Source organism: Pseudooceanicola sediminis (genome assembly GCF_003575965.1).
In the GTDB taxonomy this organism is placed as follows: Bacteria; Pseudomonadota; Alphaproteobacteria; order Rhodobacterales; family Rhodobacteraceae; genus Pseudooceanicola; species Pseudooceanicola sediminis.
Window position 1 is genome coordinate 21,530 of record NZ_QWJJ01000003.1, and the last position, 22,610, is coordinate 44,139.

Genomic DNA, 22,610 nt, shown 5'->3' on the forward strand with positions numbered 1-22,610 from the left:
ACATGGCCGAGCTGAAAACCAAGGGGGCGGAATTTACAGGCATGTCCAATCTTTCACGCAAGACAGAACCACGCACCGGGACGGTCGATGCGGTTCTGGCGCTGCTGGCCCAGGTCTGCATGGTCGTGGCGGGTATTTTGCTGGTCGCGCTGATCGTGATCTTCGGCTGGCTGGTCTTTGGCCGCTACGTGTTGAACGACACGCCGACGTGGGTCGAACAGGCCGCGCTGCTGATGGTGGTCTGGATCACGTTTCTGGGCGGCGCCGCCGGGGTCTGGGCAAAGGCGCACCTGTCGATCGATTTCGTGCGCGAGATGATGCCCCCTGCGATCTGCGTTCCGCTGCGCTGGCTGGCGGTCATCGGCGTCATCGTCTTTGGTGCCTACCTTGGCTGGTACGGGTTGGAGCTGGCGCAGAAGACATGGCAGCGCAGCATCCCGATGCTGGGCTTTTCCGAGGGCTGGCGCGCCGTGCCGATGTCGATCTGCGGCTTTCTGTCCGTGCTGTTTTCCCTGTCACACCTCGCTGCGCTGTTTCGTGGCGAAGACCCCGCGGAGGGCTGAATGGGCCTTATTCTGTTGTTCGGCACCTTTTTCATCGGGTTGATTTCGGGGATGCCTGTGGCCTTTGCCCTTGGGCTTGCCACCGTCGCCGGGTTCACCTTTGAAGGCTTGCCGCTGTTCATCGCGTTTCAGCGCGTCATGTCCGGTATCTCGGTCTTTTCGCTGCTGGCGATCCCGTTCTTCATCTTTGCGGGCGAGTTGATGTTGCAGGGCGGCATCGCGGCCCGTCTGGTGCGGCTGGCCGCCAGTGTCGTGGGCCGGTCGCGCGGCGGGCTGGGCGTGGTCAACGTGGCCTCTTCCATGCTGTTCGGCGGGATTTCCGGGTCTGCCGTGGCCGACACATCGGCCCTTGGCGCGATCCTGATGCCGGTGATGAAGGAAAAGGGCTATGACGCGGATTATGCCGTCAACGTGACGGTAACATCCTCGGTTGCGGGGGTCGTGATCCCACCAAGTCACAACATGATCCTGTTCGCGGTGGCCGCCGGGGGTGTCTCGGTGTCGCAACTGTTCATCGCGGGGATCATTCCGGGCATCCTGATGTGCCTGTGCCTGGGTGTCGTGGCCTGGGCCGTGGCGGTCAAGCGGGGCTACCCGCGCGAGGATTTTCCGGGCTGGAGCGCGCTGGCCATCAGCTTTGTCGTCGCCCTGCCGGGGCTGCTGACGGCGGTGATCATCGTCGGCGGTGTGCTGTCGGGTGTCATGACCGTGACCGAAAGCGGTGCGTTCGGGGCGATCTGGGCCTTTGTCGTGACGCTGCTGGTGTACCGGGAAATGAGCTGGCCTGGGTTCAAGCTGGCCGTGATCTCGGCCGTGCGGACGACTGCGCTGGTGATGCTGCTGGTCGCAACGGCGTCGTCCTTTGCCTATCTGCTGGCGCTCTACCGGGTGCCGGAAACGCTGGCGACGGCGATGACCTCTATCTCGGACAACCCGATCGTCATCCTGCTGTTGCTGAACCTGACGCTGCTGCTGCTGGGCATGATCATGGACATGGCGGCGCTGATCCTGATCTGCACGCCGATCTTCCTGCCCGTCGTCGTCGGCATCGGCATGGATCCGGTGCAGTTCGGGGTGATCCTGATGATGAACCTCGGGCTGGGGCTGTGCACGCCGCCGGTGGGGGCCTGCCTGTTTGTCGGCTGCGTCGTGGGCGGGATCAAGATCGAACATGCGGTGCGCACGATCTGGCCATTCTACCTGGCGATCCTGGTGTCGTTGCTGCTGGTGACCTATGTGCCCGCGTTCTCGATGTTCCTGCCCAGCCTGTTGAAATAATGACGAATCTGAGGAGACTTTCATGAAACGACTGCTGATCACCGGCGCGGCGGGCAATCTGGGCAAACTCGCCCGCGCCCGTCTGGGGCATCTGGCAGAAGTGCTGCGGCTGTCGGATATTGCCGAGATGGCACCCGCCGCCGCGAACGAGGAGGTCGTGCAATGCGACCTGTCCGACGCCGCCGCGGTGATGGATCTGGTCAAGGATTGCGACGCCATCCTGCATTTGGGCGGCGTCTCGGTAGAACGCAGCTGGGATCTGATCCAGGCGGGCAATATCACCGGCGTCTACAACCTGTATGAGGCCGCGCGCGCCCATGGCCATCCGCGGATCTTTTTTGCCACGTCGAACCACACGATCGGATATTACCGCCAGGATCAGGTTCTGGATGTCACCGATCCGATGAAGCCGGATGGCCTCTACGGTGTCTCCAAGTGCTTTGGCGAGGCGATGGCCTCGCTCTATCATTCCAAGTTCGGGCAGGAGACGGCGCTGATCCGCATCGGGTCGTGTTTCGAGAAACCGCGCGACCGGCGGATGATGGCGACATGGATGTCGCCGGACGATTTCGTGCATCTGGTGGAATGCGTGTTCCGGGTGCCGATGCTGGGCTGTCCGGTGATCTGGGGCGTGTCGGACAACGACGCCTGCTGGTGGGACACCTCGACCGCCAAGCTGATCGGCTGGCGGGCCAAGGACAACTCCGAAGTCTACCGCGACGAGATCGAGGCGGCAGAGGCCTGTCCCGCCCCGGATGCGCCGCAATCGGTCTATCAGGGTGGCATGTTCACCGCCGAGCCGATCCACAAATAGGCATCAGCCCAGGGTGATCATCGCCCCGGCCAGCAGGGCCGAGGCGGCGACCCCATCGATCAGCGGCAGCGGCGCGGTCGCCGCCAGGTCGTTCTTGAGGTGTGCCATGCCCGCGCATCCCAGCACGACCGAGGCGGCGCCCTCAGCATGGGCGGCGGCAATTTCCGTGCCAAGGCGGGCCATGACGGCGGGGCCACCGGCCTCGACCGTCAGCACCGGCAGGTCGCTGGGCCGCACCGACACGCAGATGTCGGAAAACCCGTAGCCATCGATGTTGGCCGCGATCACCGGAACCGAGATCGGCAGCGTGGTGACAACCGAAAAGCCACCCCCCAAGAGGGCCGCCATGTGGAATGCGGCCTGCCCGATTCCGATGACCGGGCAATGGGCGGCAGCGCGCACCTGGGCCAGTCCGGTGTCGTCGAAACAGGCGATCACGATGACCTGCGCGCCGATCCGCGCCGCGCCGGGCAGCAGGGCCAGCAGGCCGGGCACCGCGGCGGCCCCATCGGCGGGACCCTGTATCGCGGGCGGGCCGTCGTGGTTGGTCCAGCCGATCACCTCGGCCTGCGGCAGGGCGGCGCGCGCAGTGGCGACGACGGTGTCGGTGACGGCCTCGGTCGCGTTCGGATTGATATAGAGCAATCGCACCTCAGACGCCCTTGCCCGCGTCCGAGCCGAGCCGCGCGCGCCGCTTGCCCATGGTCCACACCACGACCAGGAAAACCCCGATGATGGCAAAGGAAAACAGCGTCGTCAGCGACCCGAGGGCATAGATCACCGGGGTCGTGACGTTGGTGGTCATCCCGAAAATCTCAAGCGGCAGGGTGTTGTAGCTGCCGGCGGTCAGCAGCGTGCGGGCGAATTCGTCGTAGGACAGGGTAAAGCCGAACAGCGCCACCCCGATCAGCGACGGCGCGATGATCGGCAGCACGACATGCCAGATCGTCTGCCATGCGGTCGCGCCCTGATCGCGCGCAGCTTCCTCGTAGCTCGCATCAAAGCGGTTGAAGACGGCGAACATGATCAACAGGCCGAAAGGCAGCGTCCAGGTCAGCTGCGAGCCGAAGCCGGACGTCGCCCAATGCACCTTGAACCCCAGCTGGTTGAAGATCAGCCCGACCCCCAGCGAAATCAGGATCGACGGGATCACCAGCGAGGTGATCGTCAGGTAGAACAGCACCGCCGATCCGGCGAACCGCTTGCGAAATGCCAGTCCGCCCATGACCGAAACGACGACGGTGGTGACCATCACCATCAGCCCCAGGGCGGCACTGCGCCGGAACGCACCCCAGATGTCGCCGACCGCCTGCTCCATGAACAACTCGCGGAACCAGTTCAGCGAGACCCCCCGCATCGGGAACGTCAGGCCGCCGCCGGGGCCCTGAAAGCTCAGCACGCCGATGGTCAGGGTCGGCCCATAGAGGAACAGGACGAACAGGGCGAAAAACGCGGTCAGAACGTAAAAGCTGCGCGGACGCGGTTCCATCTCAAAGCTCCTTTCGGATGTTGACGAAGCGCAGCAGGATGCCGATCACGATCAGCACCGTCAGCAGCAGCACCACGGCGGTGGCCGCGGCAGATGGATACTGCAACAGCCCGATATCGTTGGAAATCAGGCGGCCGACGTTGGCCCGCTGCGATCCCGACATGAAGCGCACGGTGATGAAATCCCCCATCACCAGCGTCAACACGAAGATCGTGCCGATCATGATGCCGGGCTTGGTCAGCGGAATGATCACGTGCACCAATGTCTGAAACCCGCTCGCCCCGTTGTCGCGCGCCGCCTCCAGCAGGGACTTGTCGATGCGCATCATGGTGTTGAAGATCGGCACCACCATGAACAGCGTATAGAGATGCACAAAAGCCAGGATCACCGAGAAATCGGAATAGAGCAGCCACTCCAGCGGTTCGTCGATCACGCCCCAGCTGATCAGCATCTGGTTGGCGATGCCATTGCGCCCCAGGAACGGGATCCACGAGATCATGCGGATGATGTTCGAGGTCCAGAACGGGATCGTGCAGATCAGGAACAGCGCGATCTGAACCGGCTGGCTGCGAATGTGGAAGGCCAGGTAATAGGCCACGGTGAATCCGATCGACAGGGTAAAGGCCCAGGTCAGAAAGGCATATTTGAACGTCGCGCCGAACACCCGGTAGGTCACCGGCGACCCAAAGAGAAACTCGTAGTTCTCAAGGGAAAATGCAGGAATGATTGAAAACTCGGTGGCCCGCCAAAAACTGACGATCACGATCGTGATGATCGGCAAGATCAGGAAGGCGATCAGGATCAGGCTCAGCGGCGCCGCCTGCAACCAGCCCGTCACGTGGCGGTTGCGCAACACTGCCAGACCGCCCAAGGATCTTTTTGCGGTGCGTTCACTCATGTCGGCATCACTCTCCGCCCTGCGGCGGGCAACCCGCCGGAATCATGGGAAAACCGCGCACGGTATCCCGTCTGCAACCTGTCGGCTTCACGTCGGTGCCGCGCTGCGGCATTCGCGCCGCGGCCTCCCTGTCATCTGGCCGGAAATACCCTCGGGGGGTGTGGGGGGGCTGACAGCCCCCCCACCCTTTGTCATCTCGCGCGCCCGGTCAGGCGGCGATGAACTCGTTCCACTTGCGTACCATGTACTGGTTCTCGTCCATGACGGCGTTCCAGCAGGCGACGCTGCCCATGCGGTCATAGAACGACCCGCCGTCGCGCAGCTCGCCGGCCTGGGCCAGCGTGTCACCGGTGGGCGAGGTGATGACATCCGTCGCGGGCTTGCCCTCGAACCAATAGCCCCACTCGTTCTCGCTCATGTAGTCCTTCGAGGTTTCGGGCACGGCCGAATAGTAGCCCTGGCGCATCAGATAGCCGCCGACCCAGCCCGACAGGTACCAGTTGATGTACTCATAGGCCGCATCCAGCTCCATGCCCGACAGCGACGACGACAGGCCCAGGCCGCCGCCCCAGCTGCGATAGCCTTCTTTCAGCGGCTGGTAGACGCACTCGATACCGCGCGACTTGACGGCGGTGATGGCGGGCGACCACATCGACTGGATGACGACCTCGCCCGACGCCATCAGGTTGACGCTCTCGTCGAAGGTCTTCCAGAAGGCGCGGAACTGGCCGGCCTTCTTGGCCTCGGTAAAGATCGCGAAGGTCTTGTCGATCTCTTCGCGGGTCATGTTGCCCTTGTCGCCATACTGAATCTCTCCCATCGCCTCGCAGACCATGGCCATGTCCATGATGCCGATCGAGGAAATGTCGAGGATCGATGCCTTGCCCTTGAACTCGGGGTTCAGCAGCTCGGCCCAGGTGTTGATCGGGCGACCGATCAGGTCGGGGCGGATGCCCAGCGTGTCGGCGTTGTAGATGGTCGGGATCAGCGTCATCCAGTTGGTCTGCTCGTCCGCGAAACTGGTCGCGCCCGGCTCTTCGATGAAACCGACGGTATGCGGCGCGGTGCCCTGTGCAATCTCGCTCTCAGGGGTCAGCTTGCCGGATTTGAAGATGCCGACGATCTTGTCGTAATTGGCGATCTTGCTGACATCCATGGCCTGCAGGTTGCCGGTCGGCCAGACCTTCTTGCAGATCCAGTATTCGATATCGGCGATGTCGAAGCTGTCGGGCTGGGTGGCGGCGCGCTGTGTGACACTGTCGGAATCCAGCGCGGTCATTTCCAGGGTAAAGCCCAGGTCTTCCTTCACCTTCTTGCCGACGTCGTTCAGGTTCGACACGCCCGTGCCGAACTGGCGCAGGGTGATGTCCTTGATCTCCTGCGCCCAGACCATCGGCGCCGGCAGCGCAGACGCGGCAAGGGCGGCGCCCCCGGCTTTCAACATGGAGCGGCGGCTATAGCGCATCTTGCTCATTTTCTCAGTTCCTCGCTGTTGTCGTGTTCTTGGTTGGGTGGGGTGGCCCGCGATCGATCAGGCCTGAAGGCGGTGCAGCCGCCCTTCGTCCCAGGCAAGGCCGACGGCATCGCCTGGGTTTTTCGGGTCCGCAAAGAAGGTCTCTTCGGGGATCAGGGCCAGCACTTCGGTGTTCTCGCCCATAGTGGTCATGGACGAGGTGACGGCGACATGGCTGCCCTGGTATTCGATGGTGCGCACGATGGCGGGAACGGCGGCGGGCAGGCCAGCAGGGGCAAAGTGCACCCCGTCGGCGCGCAGCGCATAGCGCGCCCCGTCAAGGTCGATCACGTTGTGGCCGCCCATGAAGCGGGCAACGAATTCGGTGCGTGGGTGGCTGAATACCTCGCGCGCGGGGCCGGATTGTTCGATGACAGCGTTGTTCATCACGACGCATTCATCGGCCAGCGCCAGCGCCTCGTCCTGGCCATGGGTGACGTGGATGAACGAGATGCCAAGCTCGCGTTGCAGGCGCTTGAGCTCTCCGCGCACGCGGATGCGCAGGAAGGGGTCCAGCGCCGAGAGCGGTTCGTCCAGCAGCAGCACGCGGGGTTTCGTCACCAGCGCACGGGCCAGTGCGACGCGCTGTTGCTGGCCGCCAGACAGTTGCGCGGGCAGGCGGTCGGCCAGGTGGATCATGTCGACCAGGTCGAGCATCTCGTTCGCGGCGCGGTGGCGTGTCGCCTTGTCCTGGCCCTGCATGCGCAGGGAAAACGCCACGTTGTCGCGAACGCTGAGATGCGGAAACAACGCGTAGCTTTGAAACATCATGGCGGTGCCGCGTTTGGCGGGGGGCAAATGGGACACATCCGTCCCGTCGAGGATGATCGAGCCTTCGCTGATCGTTTCGTGCCCGGCGATCATGCGCAAGGTGGTCGACTTGCCACAGCCCGATGGCCCCAGCAGGCAGACATAGGAGCCATTGGTGAAGACGTGGTTGATGTCGCTGACCGCAACGGTATGCCCGTAGCGCTTTGTCACGTGGCTGAGTTCCAGATCCTGGCCTGTCCGCATGTCGTCCCCTCTGAAAGCCTGTGCCCCGTGAAGCCCGCGCCCCGTGAAGCCTGTGCCCCGTGAAGCCTGTGCCCCGTGCCCGGCGGCTGGCGGCGGGCGAGGCGCAGTCGATGCAGCTGAGCCTGGGGCAGCTTTGCGTTGCAGGCGCAGCAAAAAATGCAACCGCGCCACCGGAAACACGATTTGCCTGTTCTTGCATCGGTTGCGCTGGCCTTGTGCACAATTTTCAACACATAATTGTATACAACACTGTCGCATTCGGGGCGTTCCCCCTGCCGGCGGCGAGACCTGTTGCCTTTCGCGGCCCGTGGCGCGAAGAATCGGACATGGGAACAGGGCGCGACGCATGATGGATCGGAAGAACGGACAAACGGCCGCCAAGGACACCACCCGTGACGGCGCGAGCGAGCGCGTGGTGGCCGAGCTGGCGCTGGCCATTCATGAACACCGTCTGCAACCGGGCGCCAAGCTGAGCGAGGACGAGGTCGGCGCGATCTACGGTGTCAGCCGAACCGTGGTGCGCGCCGCCCTGCAACAATTGTCGCACGACCGCCTGGTCGAGCTGCGGCGCAATCGCGGGGCCTATGTGGCGCAGCCCAGCGTGCGCGAGGCGCGCGAGGTCTTTGAGGCGCGCGCCCTGCTGGAGCCGCGCACGGCGCGGTCGGCGGCAGAGCGCGTGACCGAGGCGGATATCGTCGCGCTGCGCCGCCATATCGCGGATGAACACGCGGCGCTGGACCGGGGCGAGCCGGGGCGCGCGCTGCATCTGTCCGGCTTGTTTCATATCGAGATCGCGCGGATTGCCAATCAGGCCACGATCGAGGATTTCATTCGCCAGTTGATTGCGCGGTCGTCGCTGATCATCGCGCTGTACTGGCAGCGGCGCACGGCCATGTGCGAAAGCCATGCCCATGACGCGTTGCTGAATGCGCTGGCCAGCGGCAATGGCGATCTGGCCGAGGACCTGATGAAGAGCCATCTGCTGGACCTGCTGTCATCGCTGGATCTGCGCAACGTCAATTCGGCACCCCGCACCCTGCAAGAGGCGCTGGGGGGATGATCCGCACGGCGCAGCCACAGGACCTGCATATGCTGCTGGACTGGGCGGCCGAAGAGGGTTGGAACCCCGGACTGGGCGATGCGCAGGCGTTCCATGCCGCCGACCCGGGCGGCTTTTTCATCGCGGAGCGCGCGGGGGCCCCGGTGGCGGGTATCGCGGTGATCAACCACAACCCGCGTCAGGCGTTTCTGGGCCTGTACCTGTGCCGCCCGGAATGGCGCGGTCGGGGCGTCGGCTTTTCGCTATGGCAACACGCGGTGGCCCACGCCGGTATGCGCAGCATCGGACTGGACGGGGTGGCGGCACAGCAGGAGAATTATGCCCGATCCGGGTTTCTCCGCCAGGGCGCAACACAGCGTTTTGAAGGGCGGTTCGAGGGCCACTTCGAGGGAAGCGGCGGCGGCGCCCCGCCCGGGGAACAGCCGACGCGGCAGGGCATCCGCCCGCTGGCCGCAGGTGAAATCAAGGCGATGATCGCGCTGGACGCCGCCGCCGGAGGTGTGCCGCGCCCGGCGTTCCTGTCGGGATGGCTGGGCCGGTCATCCGTGCGACGTACGGTCGTGCGGGACGATCTGGGCGGCTTTGCCACGATCCGCCAGTGCCGGAACGGCGTGAAGATCGGGCCTGTCATCGCCCCGAATGCCGCCGCCGCAATGATGTTGATCCGGGCCGCCTGTGCCGAGCTGCCGGGTGCGCCCGTCACGGTGGATCTGCCCGAGGCCAATGAGGGCCTGCGCGCGCTGTTGCTGGCCGCGGGGTTCGTCATGACCTTTGAAACCGCGCGGATGTACCGCGGGGCACCGCCCGAAGGCGACGCGCGGATGCAGGCGATTGCCACGATGGAGCTGGGCTAAAGCCGGGATGGAGCTGGGCTGAAGCCACGATGGAGCTGGGCTGAAACCGGGATGGGGATCTGGCAACCGGGCCGCCGGGCCCGGTCGCTTGGTCAAGCGTTCTGGTCACGTGGATCGGCTGTCAGGCCGTTTTCGTGCCTCTGGCGTGACGTGGTGTATCAGCGCGGCAGGTGCGCGATGGCCTCGACCTCGATCTTGAGGGCGGGGTCTACGAAGCCCGAAACCTCAAGCATGGTGGCGGCGGGCAGGGGCGCATCGGCAAAGGCTTCGCGCCGGGCCTGTGCCACGGCGGCGCGGTCGGCCATGTCGGTGACATAGACGGTGATCTTGGTGATCCGCGCATTCCCGGCGGCCCGGGCCAGCGCGACGACTCGGCCGATCGCGATCCGGGCCTGATCCAGCATGGCGTCGGGCACCGGATCGGGGCCACCGGCGTGCATGCCTGAAATATAGACGATACCGTCCGCGACGATGGCGTTGGAAAACAGGCCCGGAACCGGATCGGGGACGCCTGGAGCGGTGACTGCCTTCATTCCGCCGCCCCCTGCGGGGCATTCTCGCCGGCGTCCTTGGCGCGTTTTTCAGCATCTTCGCGGCCCAACCGGTCACGCACCGGGATGAAATCGTAGGTGGGAAAGAATTCGGTCGAGAAGACTCCCCAGGCGCGGCGCTCAAGCTCGACATTCACTTTTGGCAGGATTTCGGGCGCCATGCGCAGCGTCACCACCTGGCCGATGCCCATCACGACATTCCAGCTGAGAATTTCGGCACCTTCTGGCGGGAAGCCGCGCCACCAGTCCTGATCCGACAGATGACTTTGAATTTGTTCAAGGTTCTTTGACTGGTCGTGCCTCAGAAATACGGTAAGCATCACGGTTTCTGTCATCTTGTCCTCAGCTTTTTCAGGTCGGGGTCGGGAAAACACTTGCAGAGCATACCGTGAATCGGGTTTATTTCAAATAGGAACAGAGTGATCTTTATTGAACAGCGAGGACGAGATGCAGGACCCGGCACTTCGAACCCAGTCAAAGGGGCGTGATCTGAACGCGGCGGAGACAACCTTTGCCGCCGCACTGGAGCGCATCTATGAAACCGGCTGCCACGATTTCGCGCAGGTGGTCGAGCAGTTGAACGCACGCGGTGATGCGCGCCCTTCGGGAGAGACGGGCGCATGGACGCTGGACATCTTCGAGGCCGAGCTGAAGGCGATCAATGCCAGCCATGATGCTGCCCATGCCGAACACGGCATCGGCGCCTGAGATAAAGAGGGAGTGATCGAAATGGACAGCGCAGCCAATACCCGCGACCGCGTCGACGAGTATATCAACCGCGGGCTTCGCGGCTTCTGGGTGCCGGTGGCGGTTTCCGTCTCGGTCAAGGTGGGCAAGCCTTTTGCCACCAAGATCGCCGGAGAGAACCTTGTCATGTGGCGCGATGGCGCGGGCAAGATCCGCTGCGTCGAGGATTTCTGTCCGCACCGCGGTGCCAAGCTGAGCCTGGGCGTGGTGCAGGAGGGCAATATCGCCTGCCGCTATCACGGTGTGATGGTCGATGGCACCGGCACCGTCGCCCGCGTGCCCGCCATGCCCGATTGCGCGCTTGAGGGCCGCAAGGCGCTGACCGCCTATTCGGTCGAGGAATGCGCCGGTGCCGTGTTCATCTATCTGCCGTCCGCCGACCGCCCCGAGGCGCCGCCGTTCGAGCCGCCGGTGGAATTCACCAATGGCGAATGGGAAGTCTTTCCCTGCATGACGCGGTGGGATTGTTCCTATCGTCTGAGCCTGGACAACGCCGCCGACCCGATGCACGCGATCTACCTGCATTCGGACAGCTTTACCCTGCAATACGGCGCCAAGCAGGACACGATGAACCTGGAACGCACCGAAAAGGGTTTCCTGATCGAGCGGATGGGCCAGAAGGGCGTGAACCTGGACGAAACCGAAGTCGTGATGGACGAAGGCACGATGTTCTTTCGCCTGGACATCCCCTATCCCGACGGGGCCGGCCCGGGTGGCCCGTTCCGCATCATCGGCTTTGCCACGGCGATCGACGAACATACCCACCACAGCTTTTTCTGGCGCTGCCGTCAGGTTACCGGGCTGGCGGCCGAGAGCTGGCGTTTCCTGTACCGTGCCTATCTGGAGGACCGTCACTGGTTCGTGCTGGAGCAGGACCGCGTGATGCTGGAGAGCATTCCCGAAGACAGCCGCCGCCGCGAGATGCTGTATCAGCATGACATCGGCGTCAGCCGTCTGCGCCAGATGATGGTGCGGCGCGCGAAAGAGCACTTCAAGGCGCTGGACGCCGCCGAGGCCGGGAAGAAGAGCGCCTGATGCCTGATGCGCTGATCCCGATGACGGCCGACGCGGTGAAGGAGGCCCTTGCGGCCCCCTTCGCGGCGGGCCAGGCGCTGGATCTGACAGGGCGGCAGGTGACCGGCGCGCTGGATCTGAGCGGCTGCACCCCCTGCGGGTTCGATCTGAGCGGCAGCACGTTCGAGGGGCCGGTGCGGCTGGATGGTGCAATGTTCCGGGGGCTGACGTGGTTTCGCCACTGCAAGTTTCTGGGGTCTGTCAGTGCGACGGGCGCTGTCTTTGCCCATGATGCGCGGTTCGACGGCGCAGCTTTCAGCCGAGATCTGACACTGAGCCGTGCGGAGGCGCGTGGCACGCTGGTGCTGGATAACGCGGTGCTGGAAGGCGATGCCTGGCTGGACCGGATGCAGATCCTCGGCAGCCTGTCGATGGCGGGCACGGTGTTCGGGGCGGCCGTCTCGCTCGACGCGACGGAGGCTTACGGCGGGCTTTGGGCCGACGATACCGAGTTTCGCGCCCGCGTGTCGGCGGCGGGCATGGAAGTTCACGGGCGCAACTGGTTGCGGGGGGTGCGGGTCGCTGCGCCATCTGCGATCGGGGCGCCGACACAGCCGCTGGCGCGGCAGATCCGCAGCTTTGGTTACATCTGGGGCTGAACGGACATGACAACACAGGGCAGACAGACATGACATCACGGCTGGATCTACAGAACATCACCAAGGTGTTCAGCGACCGCAAGACGGGAAATTCGGTCACGGCGGTGACGGACATGTCGTTTTCCGTGGCCCCCGGCGAACTGGTGGCCGTCGTCGGGCCGTCGGGATGCGGCAAGTCGACCATCCTGAACATGGTTTCGGGCCTGTATGGGCCGACCGAGGGCCAGGTTCTGATCGACGGAGAGAAGGTGACGGGCACCCGCCCCGAAGTCGGCTTCATGTTGCAGAAGGATCTGCTGCTGCCCTGGCGCAGCATCGTCGAGAATGTCGAGTTCGGGCTGGAGGAAAAACCGTTCAACAAGGCGGAGCGGCGCAAGCGCGCCCTGGCGGAATTGCAGCGGATGCAGCTGGCCGATTTCGCAGACAGTTATCCGCACCAGCTGTCGGGGGGGATGCGGCAACGCGCGGCGCTGGCGCGCACCCTGGCCATCGAGCCTGAGCTGGTGCTGCTGGACGAGCCGTTTTCCGCGCTGGATGCGCAGACCAAACTGGTGTTGCAGCGCCATTTCGCCCGGACCATCGCGGATGCCGGGGTGACCTGTGTGCTGATCACCCACGATCTGAACGAGGCCGTGATCATGTCGGACCGCGTGGTGGTCCTGTCAGGCCGCCCGGGCCGGGTGGTCGACGAATTCGAAATCGACCTGCCGCACCGCACGGACCCGCTGCAACGCAGCCTTGAGCCGCAATGCGGTGTCTATGTGAAACGGCTGTTCGATGCGCTGCATCTGGAAAACGAAGACGCCTGAGGATGCAACGCCTACGGCAGACGGAAACGCGGATGCCCGGCATCTGACGAAGGGAACGGCGGGTGCCCAGGCACCCGACGGAAAGACGACCAAAACAATCTGAACAAGCTGACAACAGCGTAGACACCACCCCATACCAACCGGGAGTTATACTGATGAAAATGACCTTCATGAAAGCCGCCGCAGTGGCGCTTTCGGCGCTGGTCGCCGTGCCTGCCGCGCAGGCCGCCGATCTGGAAAAGATGACCTATCTCTATCCTGCCCCCGATTTCCTGCCGGCGTTCACGCCGTTTCAGGTGGCACGGACCAAGGGCTATTACGAGGACGAAGGCCTGGACGTGAACTGGGTGATCGGCAAGGGCGGCGCTGATGTGGCCAAGCAGGTTGCTGTCGGCAACGCGGAACTGGGCGGCGGTATCGGCGATACGCCGATCATCGTGCGCGCCAACGGTCTGCCGGTCAAAGGTGTGCTGCTGATGGGCGGCAAGGCCCTGACGCAGATGGTCATCCGCAGCGACAGCGGTGCGACCGACATGACCAGCCTGAAGGGCAAGAAGGTCGGCGTGATCGCCTATCAGGACACCACCTATTACAACCTGCTGGCTGCCCTGGCCGCCAATGGCATGACCAAGGAAGACATCGACATTCAGGCGGTCGGCGCCGGTGGCATGGTGCAACTGATGATCTCGGGCGACCTTGACGCGATCTCGGGCACGCCCGACTGGGCCGCGGCGATCGAGGGTGCGGGCGTCGACGTGGCGGTCCAGCCGATCAACGACATGTTCCCGGCCATGGCGCAGGCGGTCCTGACGTCGGAAGACACGATGAAGAACAAGCCCGAGGTCGTCACCGGTTTTGTCCAGGCGACGCTGCACGGCCTTAAGGACGTCATGACCGACCCCGAAGGCAGCGCCAAGCTGCTGGCCGAGTCGATCCCGCAATATGCGGGCAAGGAGGCGTTCCTGCTGGAAGTCATGAACCGCTACAACAGCCTGGTCTATGCGGTCGACGACATGGACAGCCTTGGCACCTTTGACGAGGCGCGCATGAAGGCGGTTGCCGAATTCTACCTCGACGCGGGCATCGTGTCCTCGGTTGAGCCTGCTGCCGACTACTACTCCAACGACTTCGTGACGGCAGAATAACAATGAGTGTTACCGCGGAAGAAACCCTGACTGTGGAGCGGCCGGTGGGCCGCTCTGCCACGAAGCCTGGAAAGGATACCGGCGTGAGCGAGACGAAAGTAAACCCCGTCAAGGGGAATGGATCGCGCGCGACCTTAGAGGTCGGCATGATGGTGGGCTTTGGCCTGCTTTTCCTGGCGGTCTGGGAATTCCTGCCCCCGGCCCTGGGTGTTCCGCGGTACATCATCCCGACGTTTTCCCAGTGCATGGCCGAATTCGCCCGCATGTGGGCACAGGAGGATCTGGGGCCGAACTTCATCTCGACGCTGATCTCCTCCATCGTCGGCTTTGGCCTGGGCGCATTGCTGGGCGCGGGTGCCGGGTATCTGCTGGGCATGTCGAAGCTGTGGGAGCGGGTTCTGGCCCCCTATATCCTGGCGCTGCAAATCGCGCCCAAGGTGGCGTTCGCGCCGCTGTTCATCATGTGGTTCGGCTATAATTCGATCCCGAAACTGCTGGTGACCGTTCTTATCGTCTTCTTCCCGATCCTGGTGAACGTGCTGCAAAGCATGAAGACCGTGGATCAGGACCTGATGAACCTGGCGCGCGTCTATTCCATGAGCCGCTGGAAGATGTTCCTGAAGATCGAGCTGCCGTCGTCGCTGCCGCAGCTGTTCGCGGGTCTGCGGATTTCGTCCACCCTTGCCGTGATCGGTGTCACCGTGGGTGAACTGGTGGGCGGCAACACCGGCCTCGGCTTTCTGATCACCTATGGCGAGGGGCAGGCGAATACCGCGATGGTGTTCGATGCGATCATCTTGCTGACGATCATCGGCGTGGCGCTGTATTTCGCCGTCGCCGCCGTGGAAAAACGCGTGCTGCATTACCTTGAGCGCAACGATGGCTGATCTGGCGACAGATACGGTGTTTCAGCCCGGCACGGCAGCGGGGGTGAGTTACCTGCGCCGTGCGGGCCGGGGCCCCGTGCTGGTCTGCCTGCATGGCATCGGATCACGTGGCGACAGCTTTGCGCCGATGCTGCCCTATCTGCCCGGGGACTGGGACGTGATCGCGTGGAATGCGCCGGGGTATGGCGCATCCGCCCCCCTGGACGCCGACTGGCCGGTCGAGGGCGATTATGCGGCGTCCCTGCTGGGGATGCTGGAGGCGCTGTCGCTGGGGCGGGTGACCCTGCTGGGGCATTCGCTGGGGACGCTGATGGCGGCGCGCTTTGCCGCCGATCACCCTGGCCGGGTCGACGCGATGGTGCTGGGCGCCTGTGCCTGCGGTCATGGCGGCGCGGTCGGGCAATTGTCCGACGCTGCCGCCGACCGGCTGAGCGCGCTTGAGAGCGAGGGCGCGGCGGCCTTTGCCGCCAAGCGTGCGCCGCGTCTGCTGGCCGATCCGGTGGGGCACGCGGAGGCGTTGGCGCGGGTCGAGCGCGCGATGGCGGCGGTCACGATGCCCGGCTACGGGCAGGCGGTGCGGATGCTGGCCTCGGGGAGGCTGGAGGCCAGCCTGGCCGAGGTGCGCGTGCCGACGGGCCTGATCTGGGGGGCGGGCGACGTGGTGACCCCACGCGCCCAGACCGACCGGGCGGCCACCGCGCTGCAAGGGCGCGCGCCCTTGCGGGTGATCGAGACCGCGGGCCATGCCCTGCACGCAGAGGCCCCGGAGGCGTTTGCCGGGGCGCTGAAAGAGATCCTGTCCGAACTGGACCAACCTGACACGAGGACGACATGAGCGAGATCATCAGAGCAGGGCACCTGCGCGGCATCGTGATGCGGGCGCCCGGCATGACCAGCACCGTGAAATTCTATGAAAACAGCTGGGGCCTGAGCGTCGCGAAAGAGGCGGATGGCGTTGTCTACCTGCGCGGCACGGGACGCGAACCGTTCATCTATGCGCTGAAGGACGGCAAGGATTACGGTATCGAGTATATCCACATGGGGATGCCCGACCGCGCCGGGATCGACGCGCTGCATGCGCAGGTCCTCGACAAGGGCGCGCATGTGCTGGGCAGCCCGGCAGTGTTCGACGATGCCATCGGCGGCTACGGCTTTGAAATGCTGGACCCCGATTTCCGCCGCTTGCGCTTTACCTGCGACCTGGAAATGCTGGAGCCGGTGGAGCGTTTCGCCTACCCGCAGAAGATCACGCATTGCGTGCTGAACACCCCCGACATGGACGGCGTCGAGGCATGGTATCGGGATGTTCTGGGCTTTCGCATTTCTGATTATTCGGCGGATCAGATGGTATTCCTGCGCGCCGCGGCGGACGTGGAAGAGGGCGCGGACCATCATTGCATCGCGCTGGTGCGGGCGCCCTATGCCAGCGTCAATCACGTCGCCTTTGAGACCGGCAGCATCAATGCCTACATGCGCTCGATCGGGCGGATGCGGCAGAATGGTGTCGTGCCGTCATGGGGGCCGGGCCGCCATGGGCCGGGCGACAATTGTTTCGCCTATTTCGTGTCGCCGTCGGGCTTCGTGATCGAATTCACGTCCGAAGTGCAGAAGATTGACGAGATGACGCACGAACCGCAGGTCTGGCCGCGCGACGATCCCGAGAAGATGGACCAGTGGATGACCGCAGGACCGCCGACGGCGGCGCAACGCGCGGTGATGATGGGCCGCCCCGACCCGGGCTTTCCGCCCTCCAACGGGGAGTGATCTGGTGGATCTGGGACTGACAGACAAGACGGTCGTGGTGACGGGTGCGTCTTCTGGCATCGGGCTGGCGGCGGTGCGGCAGCTGCTGGAGGAGGGCGCGAATGTCGCGCTCTGTGCCCGCGGGGCCGAGCGGCTGGCCGCCGTCGCGGAGGAGCTGGGCGCCGAATTCGGGTCCGGGCGCATTCTGGCGCAGCCCGTCGACGTGCTGAACGAGGCGGCGGTGAACGGCTTTGCCGAGGCGGTCGCGCAGCGCTTTGGCGGCGCGGTTGCGCTGATCAACAATGCCGGGCAGGGGCGGGTGTCGACGTTTGCCGATACCGACGACCAGGCCTGGCGTGATGAACTGGAACTGAAGTATTTCAGCCAGATCCGCCCCGTGCGCGCCTTTCAGGACATGCTGGCGGCCAGCGGGCAGGGCGCGATCGCCGCGACCAATTCGCTGCTGGCCTATCAGCCAGAACCGCATATGGTCTGCACCTCTTCGGCCCGCGCCGGGGTGCAGAGCCTGCTGAAATCGCTGTCGGTCGAACTGGCCCCGGCGATCCGCGTCAACTCGATCCTCGTCGGTCTTGTCGATTCAAACCAGTGGCAACGCCGCTTCGAGGCAAGGGAAGATCAGGGCCAGTCGCGCGACGACTGGTTCGGTGCCCTTGCTGCAAAAAAGAAAATCCCACTTGGCCGTCTTGGCAAACCCGAGGAGGCAGCGCGCGCGCTGGTCTTCCTCGCCAGCCCGGCTGCGTCCTATATCACAGGAGCTCAAATTGAAATCTCTGGCGGCGTTTCACGATACATCTGACATGGCCATTGCACAGCCTGTCACCCCCGCAGAGCCGGAAATTGTCGGCGACCTGATTGCCGAGGCGCTGGCCGACCTTGGCGTGACTACCCTGTTCGGGGTGATCTCGATCCACAACATGCCGATCCTGGATGCCATTGCGCGCCAGGGCCGCATCCGTTTCGTGCCCGCACGCGGCGAGGCGGGGGCAATGAACATGGCCGACGCCTATGCCCGTGTCTCGGGTAGTCTGGGCGTGGTCATGACCTCGACCGGTACCGCTGCGGGTTACGCCGCCGGCGGTCAGGTCGAGGCGCTGACGGCGGGCAGCCGTGTGCTGCACATCACCACGCAGGTCGATACGAAATTCGCCGACCGCGATCGTGCGCCGATCCACGACGTGCCGACGCAGCGCGAGATGCTGAAAGGCATCTCCAAGGCCGTGTTCCGCATCTGGGACAATCACGCGACGCTTGGCACCCTGAAAGCGGCGGTGAGCGCGGCGTTGTCCGCGCCCTCCGGTCCCGTCAGCATCGAAGTGCCGGTGGACGTGCAGCGTATGCCCGTTGCGGGTCGCGCCAAGATCGGCAAGCCCGCCGTGGTGAAACCGATTGCGGACCAGTCCGAGATCGAGGCGCTGGCCGCGCGCATCATGGCCGCCAAACGCCCGATGATCTGGCTGGGTGGTGGCGCCAAGGGCGCCGAGGAGGCCGCAACCGCGCTGGTCAATCGCGGTATCGGTGCCGTCACCTCGACCAATGGGCGTGGTGTGGTGCCGGAGGACCATCCGGCAACACTGGGGGCGTTCAACATGACGCCCCATGCGATCCGCCTGTACGAAAGCTGTGACCTGATGGTGGTCGTCGGGTCGCGCCTGCGCGGCAACGAAACCAAGGACAACGCCATGCCGCTGCCGCCGATCTGCCAGATCGACGCCGAGGCCAGCCAGGGCGGGCGCAACTATCCGGTCGACATGATGATCCATGGCGATGCCGCCGACACGCTGGACCGGGTGTTGGCGCTGCTGCCGGAAAAACTGGATACCGACCCGAACCTGCGTCATGAAATTGCCGTCGCCCGTGCCACGGCCGAGGGCGAGATGCGGGCGATGCTGGGGCCGTACCGTACGGTCGCGGATGCTTTGCAGGAACGCGTTCTTCCGGGGCGTCACCCCTGGGTGCGGGACGTGACGATCACCAATTCGACCTTCGGAAACCGCTATGTGCAGATTGCCGAGCCGCGCCTGGGCGTACATGCGCTTGGCGGTGGCATCGGACAGGGCATCGCGATGGGTATCGGGGCCGCACTTGCCTCGCTCGAAAAGCCCGGCGCGCCCAAGGCGATCACTCTGGTCGGGGATGGCGGCGCGATGCTGAGCATTGCCGAGCTGATCACCGCCGTGCAGGAAGAGGCCCCGCTGGTCTACGTGTTGATGAACGACGCGGCCTACGGCGTGATCCAGAACATCCAGGACGCGCAATACGACAGCCGTCGTCATTATTCGGCGCTCAACACGCCCGACTTTGGCAAATTGTGCGATGCTGTGAACCTTCCGCACATGCTGGTGTCGGACATCAAGGAGTTCGCATCGGCGCTGGACGCGGCCATCGCGCGGCCCGGTCCGGTTGTCCTCGAAGTCGACATGTGCGCCATCGGTCCCTATGCGCAGTCCTTTGCCGGGCCGCCCGCCGGTGCGGCCGGCAAGGCAGAGTGACGCCAATGCATCTGGGACTGATCGGATACGGCAACATCGCGACCCTGCTGCCACGGATACTGGGCCAGCAGGGCGCCTTGCCGTCCCGCATAGACGTGCTGGTGCGCCCCGGGCGCGCCAGTGCTGCCCGCGCGGCCTTCGGGGATATCGCCGTGACGGTGCATGAGGACACCGGCGCGTTCATCGCTACGGCCCCGTCGCTGGTGGTCGAGGCCGCGACGCACGCGGCGGTGAAAACCTCGGTGCTGGAGTGCCTTCGGGCAGGTCTGCCGGTGCTGATCGTGTCGGTCGGCGCATTGGCCGATGCGGCATTGGAAACGGCGGTGCGCGAGGCCGCCGAGGCGGGCCATACGCAGGCGCATCTTTCCAGCGGCGCGGTCGGCGGGATCGACATGCTGGCCGCGGCGCGCCTGTCGGGCATCACCTCAGTGACCTATACCTCTCGCAAGCCGCCGATGGCGTGGCGCGGCACCCCCGCCGATGACGCGCTGGACCTGCCGGGCCTGACGCAGGCCACGACCTTTTACGAAGGCACCGCACGCCAGGCCGCCACCGATTATCCCAAGAACGCCAATGTCGCGGCCACCATCGCGCTGGCCGGGGCAGGGTTCGAGGCAACGCAGGTGCGCATGGTCGCGGATCCGACCGTCACGGCCAATATCCACGAATTCACCGTACGCTCCGGCGCGCTCGACTTCACGGTCACGCTTGAGGGGAAACCTTCGCCCGAAAACCCGAAAACCTCCGTTTCGACGGTTTACGCGCTGGCGCGGACGGTCCTGAACCAGACCGCCCCGATCACCGTTTGAGGATGCCATGAAAGACATGACCCACGCCCTGCCTGATGGCCGCCTTTTCGTCGCTGGCGAATGGGAGGACGGCACAGGCGCTGAAATCACTTCGACCTACCCGCATGACGGGTCGCTGAACATGGCGTTCAAGGGGGCCTCGCGGGCCGATGGGGAACGCGCGATTGCGCGGGCCAAGCTGGCGCAGGCCGATCCCGCGTGGCGGGGGATGCTGCCGCATGTGCGCGCACGCCTGCTGCATCGGATTGCCGACGGGATCGAGGCGAACATCGACCGCATTTCCTATGTGCAAAGCCGCGATACCGGCAAGACACGTGGTGAGACGGCGGCGCTGGCGGGTTCGGCCGTGGGCACATTCCGCTATTTCGCGGCGGTGCTGGAAACCGCGGATGATGCGCTGACGGCGCGCCGCGCCACGGCGCTGACGGCCAGCGTGCATGAACCGATCGGCGTGGTCGCGGCGATCACACCGTGGAATTCGCCCATTGCCTCGGACGCACAGAAACTTGCCCCGGCGCTGGCGGCGGGCAATGCGGTGCTGCTGAAACCGTCGAGCTGGTCACCGATGGTCAGCTTGGTGCTGGCCGAAATCTGCGAAGAGGCGGGCCTGCCCAAAGGGTTGCTTTCGGTGCTGCCCGGCGCGGGACGCGAGGTCGGCAACCTGCTGGTCGAACACCGCGAGATCGGGCGCGTCGCCTTTACCGGCGGTACGGTGACGGGGCGGCGGCTGGCGGCGCAGGCGGGCGAAAAGCTGATGCCCGTTTCGTTGGAATTGGGGGGCAAATCCCCGACCATCGTGTTTGAGGATTGCGATCGCAAACTGGCGATTGCCGGTATCCTGTTCGGCATCTTCTCCTCCTCCGGGCAAAGCTGCATCGCCGGGTCGCGCCTGTTCGTGCAACGCGCGATCTATGACGATTTCGTGGCCGAGCTGGTGGCGGCGACAAAGGCGCTGATCGTCGGTGCGCCCGATGATCCGGCAACGCAGGTCGCACCGATGATCTGTGCCGAGCACCGCGACAGCGTCGAGGCCTATATCGAGATGGCAAAGGCCGAGGGCGGCCAGATCCTCTGCGGTGGGACGCGCCCTGCGGGCGAGGCCCTGTCGCAGGGCAGCTACCTGATGCCGACCATCATTGCCGGCCTGAGCAATGACGCGCAGGTCTGCCGGGAAGAGATCTTTGGCCCCGTCCTGGTGGTCTTGCCGTTCGAGGACGAGGCAGACGTCATCGCCATGTCGAACGACAACGATTATGGTCTGGCCTGCGGTATCTGGACCCGCGACTTTCCCCGCGCCTGGCGTCTTGCCGAGGCGATCCGGGCGGGCACCGTCTGGATCAACACTTACAAGCAATTTTCGATCTCGACGCCGTTTGGCGGCGACGGGGCCTCTGGCATGGGGCGCGAAAAGGGCCGCGACGGCCTGCGGGTCTGGCAGCGGCAAAAGGGGATCTACGCGGACCTGACCGGGCAACCGCACCCCTGGGCACGAATTGAAGGACAGTCATGATGTTGAACGGACGTAATATTCTGGTGACGGGGGCCGGGGGCGGCCTTGGGCGCGACATCGTGTTGGCCTGTGGTCGGGCTGGGGCGCATGTCATCCTGTCGGATTTCAACGAAGAGCTGGGGGTGGCCAGCCTTGCCGCGCTGAAAGAGGCCGGCGGCAGCGGAGAGCTGCGCCTTGCCGATCTGTCCGACCCGGCCTCCATCGCCGCGCTTGGTGCTGGTCTGGACGGCCCTCTGCACGGACTGATCAACAACGGAGCGATTGCCACGGGCATCGGCGGTATCGGGTTTCGTGACATCGACATCGCGGTCTGGGACAAGGTGATGCAGGTCAACGTCCGCGGCACCTGGCTGATGATCCGCGCCTGTTCGGATGCGCTGATCGCGTCGGGGTCGGGGCGGGTGGTGAACCTTGCGTCCGATACCGCCCTTTGGGGCGCGCCGAACCTGCTGACCTATACCTCGTCCAAGGGGGCGATCATGGCGATGACTCGCAGCCTGGCCCGCGAATTGGGACCGGATCAGGTGGGCGTGACCGCGATCGCGCCCGGTATCCTGACGACCGAGAGCACGGAATATGTGCCGCAGGCGCGCCATGACCTGTACGAAACGGGCCGCGCCGTGCCGGGCAAGCAGGGCACGGGCGACGTGGCTGCGGTTGCCGCCTTTCTTGTTTCGCCACCCGCGATCACGCTGACCGGGCAGACCATGCCGGTCGACAACGGTTTCGTGTTCAACTGAAGG

25 protein-coding genes are annotated in these 22,610 nt (G+C 64.7%); 18 read left to right on the forward strand and 7 right to left on the reverse strand.

Going from position 1 to position 22,610, the window contains the following annotated elements; all coding sequences use genetic code 11:
- The first annotated feature begins 41 nt into the window (after nt 1–41).
- Genes DL237_RS03765 through DL237_RS03775 form a run of 3 tightly spaced genes read left to right on the forward strand, consistent with a single transcriptional unit; the run spans nt 42 to nt 2,655 of the window.
- Nucleotides 42–563 (forward strand): TRAP transporter small permease, encoded by a 522-nt coding sequence (locus DL237_RS03765; protein ID WP_119397952.1) that lies wholly within the window; start codon nt 42–44, stop codon nt 561–563.
- A complete protein-coding gene (locus DL237_RS03770; protein ID WP_119397711.1) occupies nt 564–1,841 on the forward strand; it encodes a TRAP transporter large permease in 1,278 nt (425 codons plus the stop codon).
- 22 nt (nt 1,842–1,863) lie between these two features.
- Nucleotides 1,864–2,655 (forward strand): NAD-dependent epimerase/dehydratase family protein, encoded by a 792-nt coding sequence (locus tag DL237_RS03775; protein ID WP_119397712.1) that lies wholly within the window; start codon nt 1,864–1,866, stop codon nt 2,653–2,655.
- A 3-nt stretch (nt 2,656–2,658) separates the two neighbouring features.
- On the opposite strand, the gene DL237_RS03780 is transcribed toward DL237_RS03775, so the two are convergent.
- The 5 genes from DL237_RS03780 to DL237_RS03800 all read right to left on the reverse strand — a co-directional run bounded on the left by DL237_RS03780 (nt 2,659) and on the right by DL237_RS03800 (nt 7,569).
- Nucleotides 2,659–3,306 carry an aspartate/glutamate racemase family protein gene (locus DL237_RS03780; protein ID WP_119397713.1) on the reverse strand — a complete coding sequence of 216 codons (648 nt, stop codon included), beginning with the start codon at nt 3,304–3,306 and terminating at the stop codon, nt 2,659–2,661.
- 1 nt (nt 3,307) lies between these two features.
- Nucleotides 3,308–4,144: an ABC transporter permease gene (locus DL237_RS03785; RefSeq protein ID WP_119397714.1), complete on the reverse strand. Its 837-nt coding sequence runs from the start codon at nt 4,142–4,144 to the stop codon at nt 3,308–3,310.
- A 1-nt stretch (nt 4,145) separates the two neighbouring features.
- A complete protein-coding gene (locus DL237_RS03790; protein WP_119397715.1) occupies nt 4,146–5,042 on the reverse strand; it encodes an ABC transporter permease in 897 nt (298 codons plus the stop codon).
- Between the two features lie 208 nt (nt 5,043–5,250).
- On the reverse strand, nt 5,251–6,516 hold the full coding sequence (locus tag DL237_RS03795) for an ABC transporter substrate-binding protein (RefSeq protein WP_119397716.1): 1,266 nt from the start codon (nt 6,514–6,516) through the stop codon (nt 5,251–5,253).
- Nucleotides 6,517–6,573: 57 nt separating this feature from the next.
- Nucleotides 6,574–7,569 (reverse strand): ABC transporter ATP-binding protein, encoded by a 996-nt coding sequence (locus tag DL237_RS03800; protein WP_119397717.1) that lies wholly within the window; start codon nt 7,567–7,569, stop codon nt 6,574–6,576.
- A 349-nt stretch (nt 7,570–7,918) separates the two neighbouring features.
- Here DL237_RS03800 and DL237_RS03805 point away from each other — a divergent pair, with 349 nt between their 5' ends.
- A complete protein-coding gene (locus DL237_RS03805) occupies nt 7,919–8,629 on the forward strand; it encodes a GntR family transcriptional regulator (RefSeq protein ID WP_119397953.1) in 711 nt (236 codons plus the stop codon).
- On the forward strand, nt 8,626–9,483 hold the full coding sequence (locus DL237_RS03810; protein WP_119397718.1) for a GNAT family N-acetyltransferase: 858 nt from the start codon (nt 8,626–8,628) through the stop codon (nt 9,481–9,483). Before DL237_RS03805 ends, DL237_RS03810 begins: the two co-directional genes overlap by 4 nt.
- A 158-nt stretch (nt 9,484–9,641) precedes the next feature.
- On the opposite strand, the gene DL237_RS03815 is transcribed toward DL237_RS03810, so the two are convergent.
- Both DL237_RS03815 and DL237_RS03820 read right to left on the reverse strand, forming a co-directional pair.
- Nucleotides 9,642–10,016, reverse strand: a complete 375-nt coding sequence (locus DL237_RS03815) for a RidA family protein (protein ID WP_119397719.1) — start codon at nt 10,014–10,016, stop codon at nt 9,642–9,644.
- A complete protein-coding gene (locus DL237_RS03820) occupies nt 10,013–10,354 on the reverse strand; it encodes a hypothetical protein (RefSeq protein WP_233544854.1) in 342 nt (113 codons plus the stop codon). Before DL237_RS03820 ends, DL237_RS03815 begins: the two co-directional genes overlap by 4 nt.
- Before the next feature lie 109 nt (nt 10,355–10,463).
- On the opposite strand from DL237_RS03820, the gene DL237_RS03825 reads away from it, so the two are divergent.
- From DL237_RS03825 to DL237_RS03885, 13 genes are all read left to right on the forward strand, one after another.
- A complete protein-coding gene (locus tag DL237_RS03825) occupies nt 10,464–10,742 on the forward strand; it encodes a recombinase-like helix-turn-helix domain-containing protein (protein WP_119397721.1) in 279 nt (92 codons plus the stop codon).
- A gap of 21 nt (nt 10,743–10,763) precedes the next feature.
- The gene (locus DL237_RS03830; RefSeq protein WP_119397722.1) at nt 10,764–11,816 is read left to right on the forward strand and encodes a Rieske 2Fe-2S domain-containing protein; all 1,053 of its coding nucleotides are present in this window, start codon (nt 10,764–10,766) and stop codon (nt 11,814–11,816) included.
- Nucleotides 11,816–12,454, forward strand: coding sequence for a pentapeptide repeat-containing protein (locus DL237_RS03835; protein ID WP_119397723.1), 639 nt, complete (start codon nt 11,816–11,818; stop codon nt 12,452–12,454). Before DL237_RS03830 ends, DL237_RS03835 begins: the two co-directional genes overlap by 1 nt.
- Before the next feature lie 29 nt (nt 12,455–12,483).
- Entirely contained in the window at nt 12,484–13,263 is a 780-nt protein-coding gene (locus tag DL237_RS03840; RefSeq protein ID WP_119397724.1) for an ABC transporter ATP-binding protein, read from the forward strand.
- Between the two features lie 155 nt (nt 13,264–13,418).
- A complete protein-coding gene (locus tag DL237_RS03845; protein WP_119397725.1) occupies nt 13,419–14,408 on the forward strand; it encodes an ABC transporter substrate-binding protein in 990 nt (329 codons plus the stop codon).
- A gap of 83 nt (nt 14,409–14,491) precedes the next feature.
- The gene (locus DL237_RS03850) at nt 14,492–15,295 is read left to right on the forward strand and encodes an ABC transporter permease (protein ID WP_199671957.1); all 804 of its coding nucleotides are present in this window, start codon (nt 14,492–14,494) and stop codon (nt 15,293–15,295) included.
- Complete coding sequence (locus DL237_RS03855; protein WP_119397727.1) at nt 15,288–16,130, forward strand: alpha/beta fold hydrolase; 843 nt, start codon at nt 15,288–15,290, stop codon at nt 16,128–16,130. The genes DL237_RS03850 and DL237_RS03855 overlap by 8 nt, the downstream gene beginning before the upstream one ends.
- Complete coding sequence (locus DL237_RS03860) at nt 16,127–17,059, forward strand: VOC family protein (RefSeq protein WP_119397728.1); 933 nt, start codon at nt 16,127–16,129, stop codon at nt 17,057–17,059. Before DL237_RS03855 ends, DL237_RS03860 begins: the two co-directional genes overlap by 4 nt.
- A gap of 4 nt (nt 17,060–17,063) precedes the next feature.
- A complete protein-coding gene (locus tag DL237_RS03865) occupies nt 17,064–17,855 on the forward strand; it encodes an SDR family oxidoreductase (protein ID WP_119397729.1) in 792 nt (263 codons plus the stop codon).
- Entirely contained in the window at nt 17,821–19,548 is a 1,728-nt protein-coding gene (locus DL237_RS03870) for a thiamine pyrophosphate-binding protein (RefSeq protein WP_199671960.1), read from the forward strand. Before DL237_RS03865 ends, DL237_RS03870 begins: the two co-directional genes overlap by 35 nt.
- A 5-nt stretch (nt 19,549–19,553) precedes the next feature.
- Nucleotides 19,554–20,357, forward strand: coding sequence for an aspartate dehydrogenase (locus DL237_RS03875; protein WP_119397731.1), 804 nt, complete (start codon nt 19,554–19,556; stop codon nt 20,355–20,357).
- 7 nt (nt 20,358–20,364) lie between these two features.
- On the forward strand, nt 20,365–21,867 hold the full coding sequence (locus DL237_RS03880) for an aldehyde dehydrogenase (RefSeq protein ID WP_119397732.1): 1,503 nt from the start codon (nt 20,365–20,367) through the stop codon (nt 21,865–21,867).
- Nucleotides 21,867–22,607 (forward strand): SDR family oxidoreductase, encoded by a 741-nt coding sequence (locus DL237_RS03885; protein ID WP_119397733.1) that lies wholly within the window; start codon nt 21,867–21,869, stop codon nt 22,605–22,607. Before DL237_RS03880 ends, DL237_RS03885 begins: the two co-directional genes overlap by 1 nt.
- The last annotated feature ends 3 nt before the right edge of the window (nt 22,608–22,610 follow it).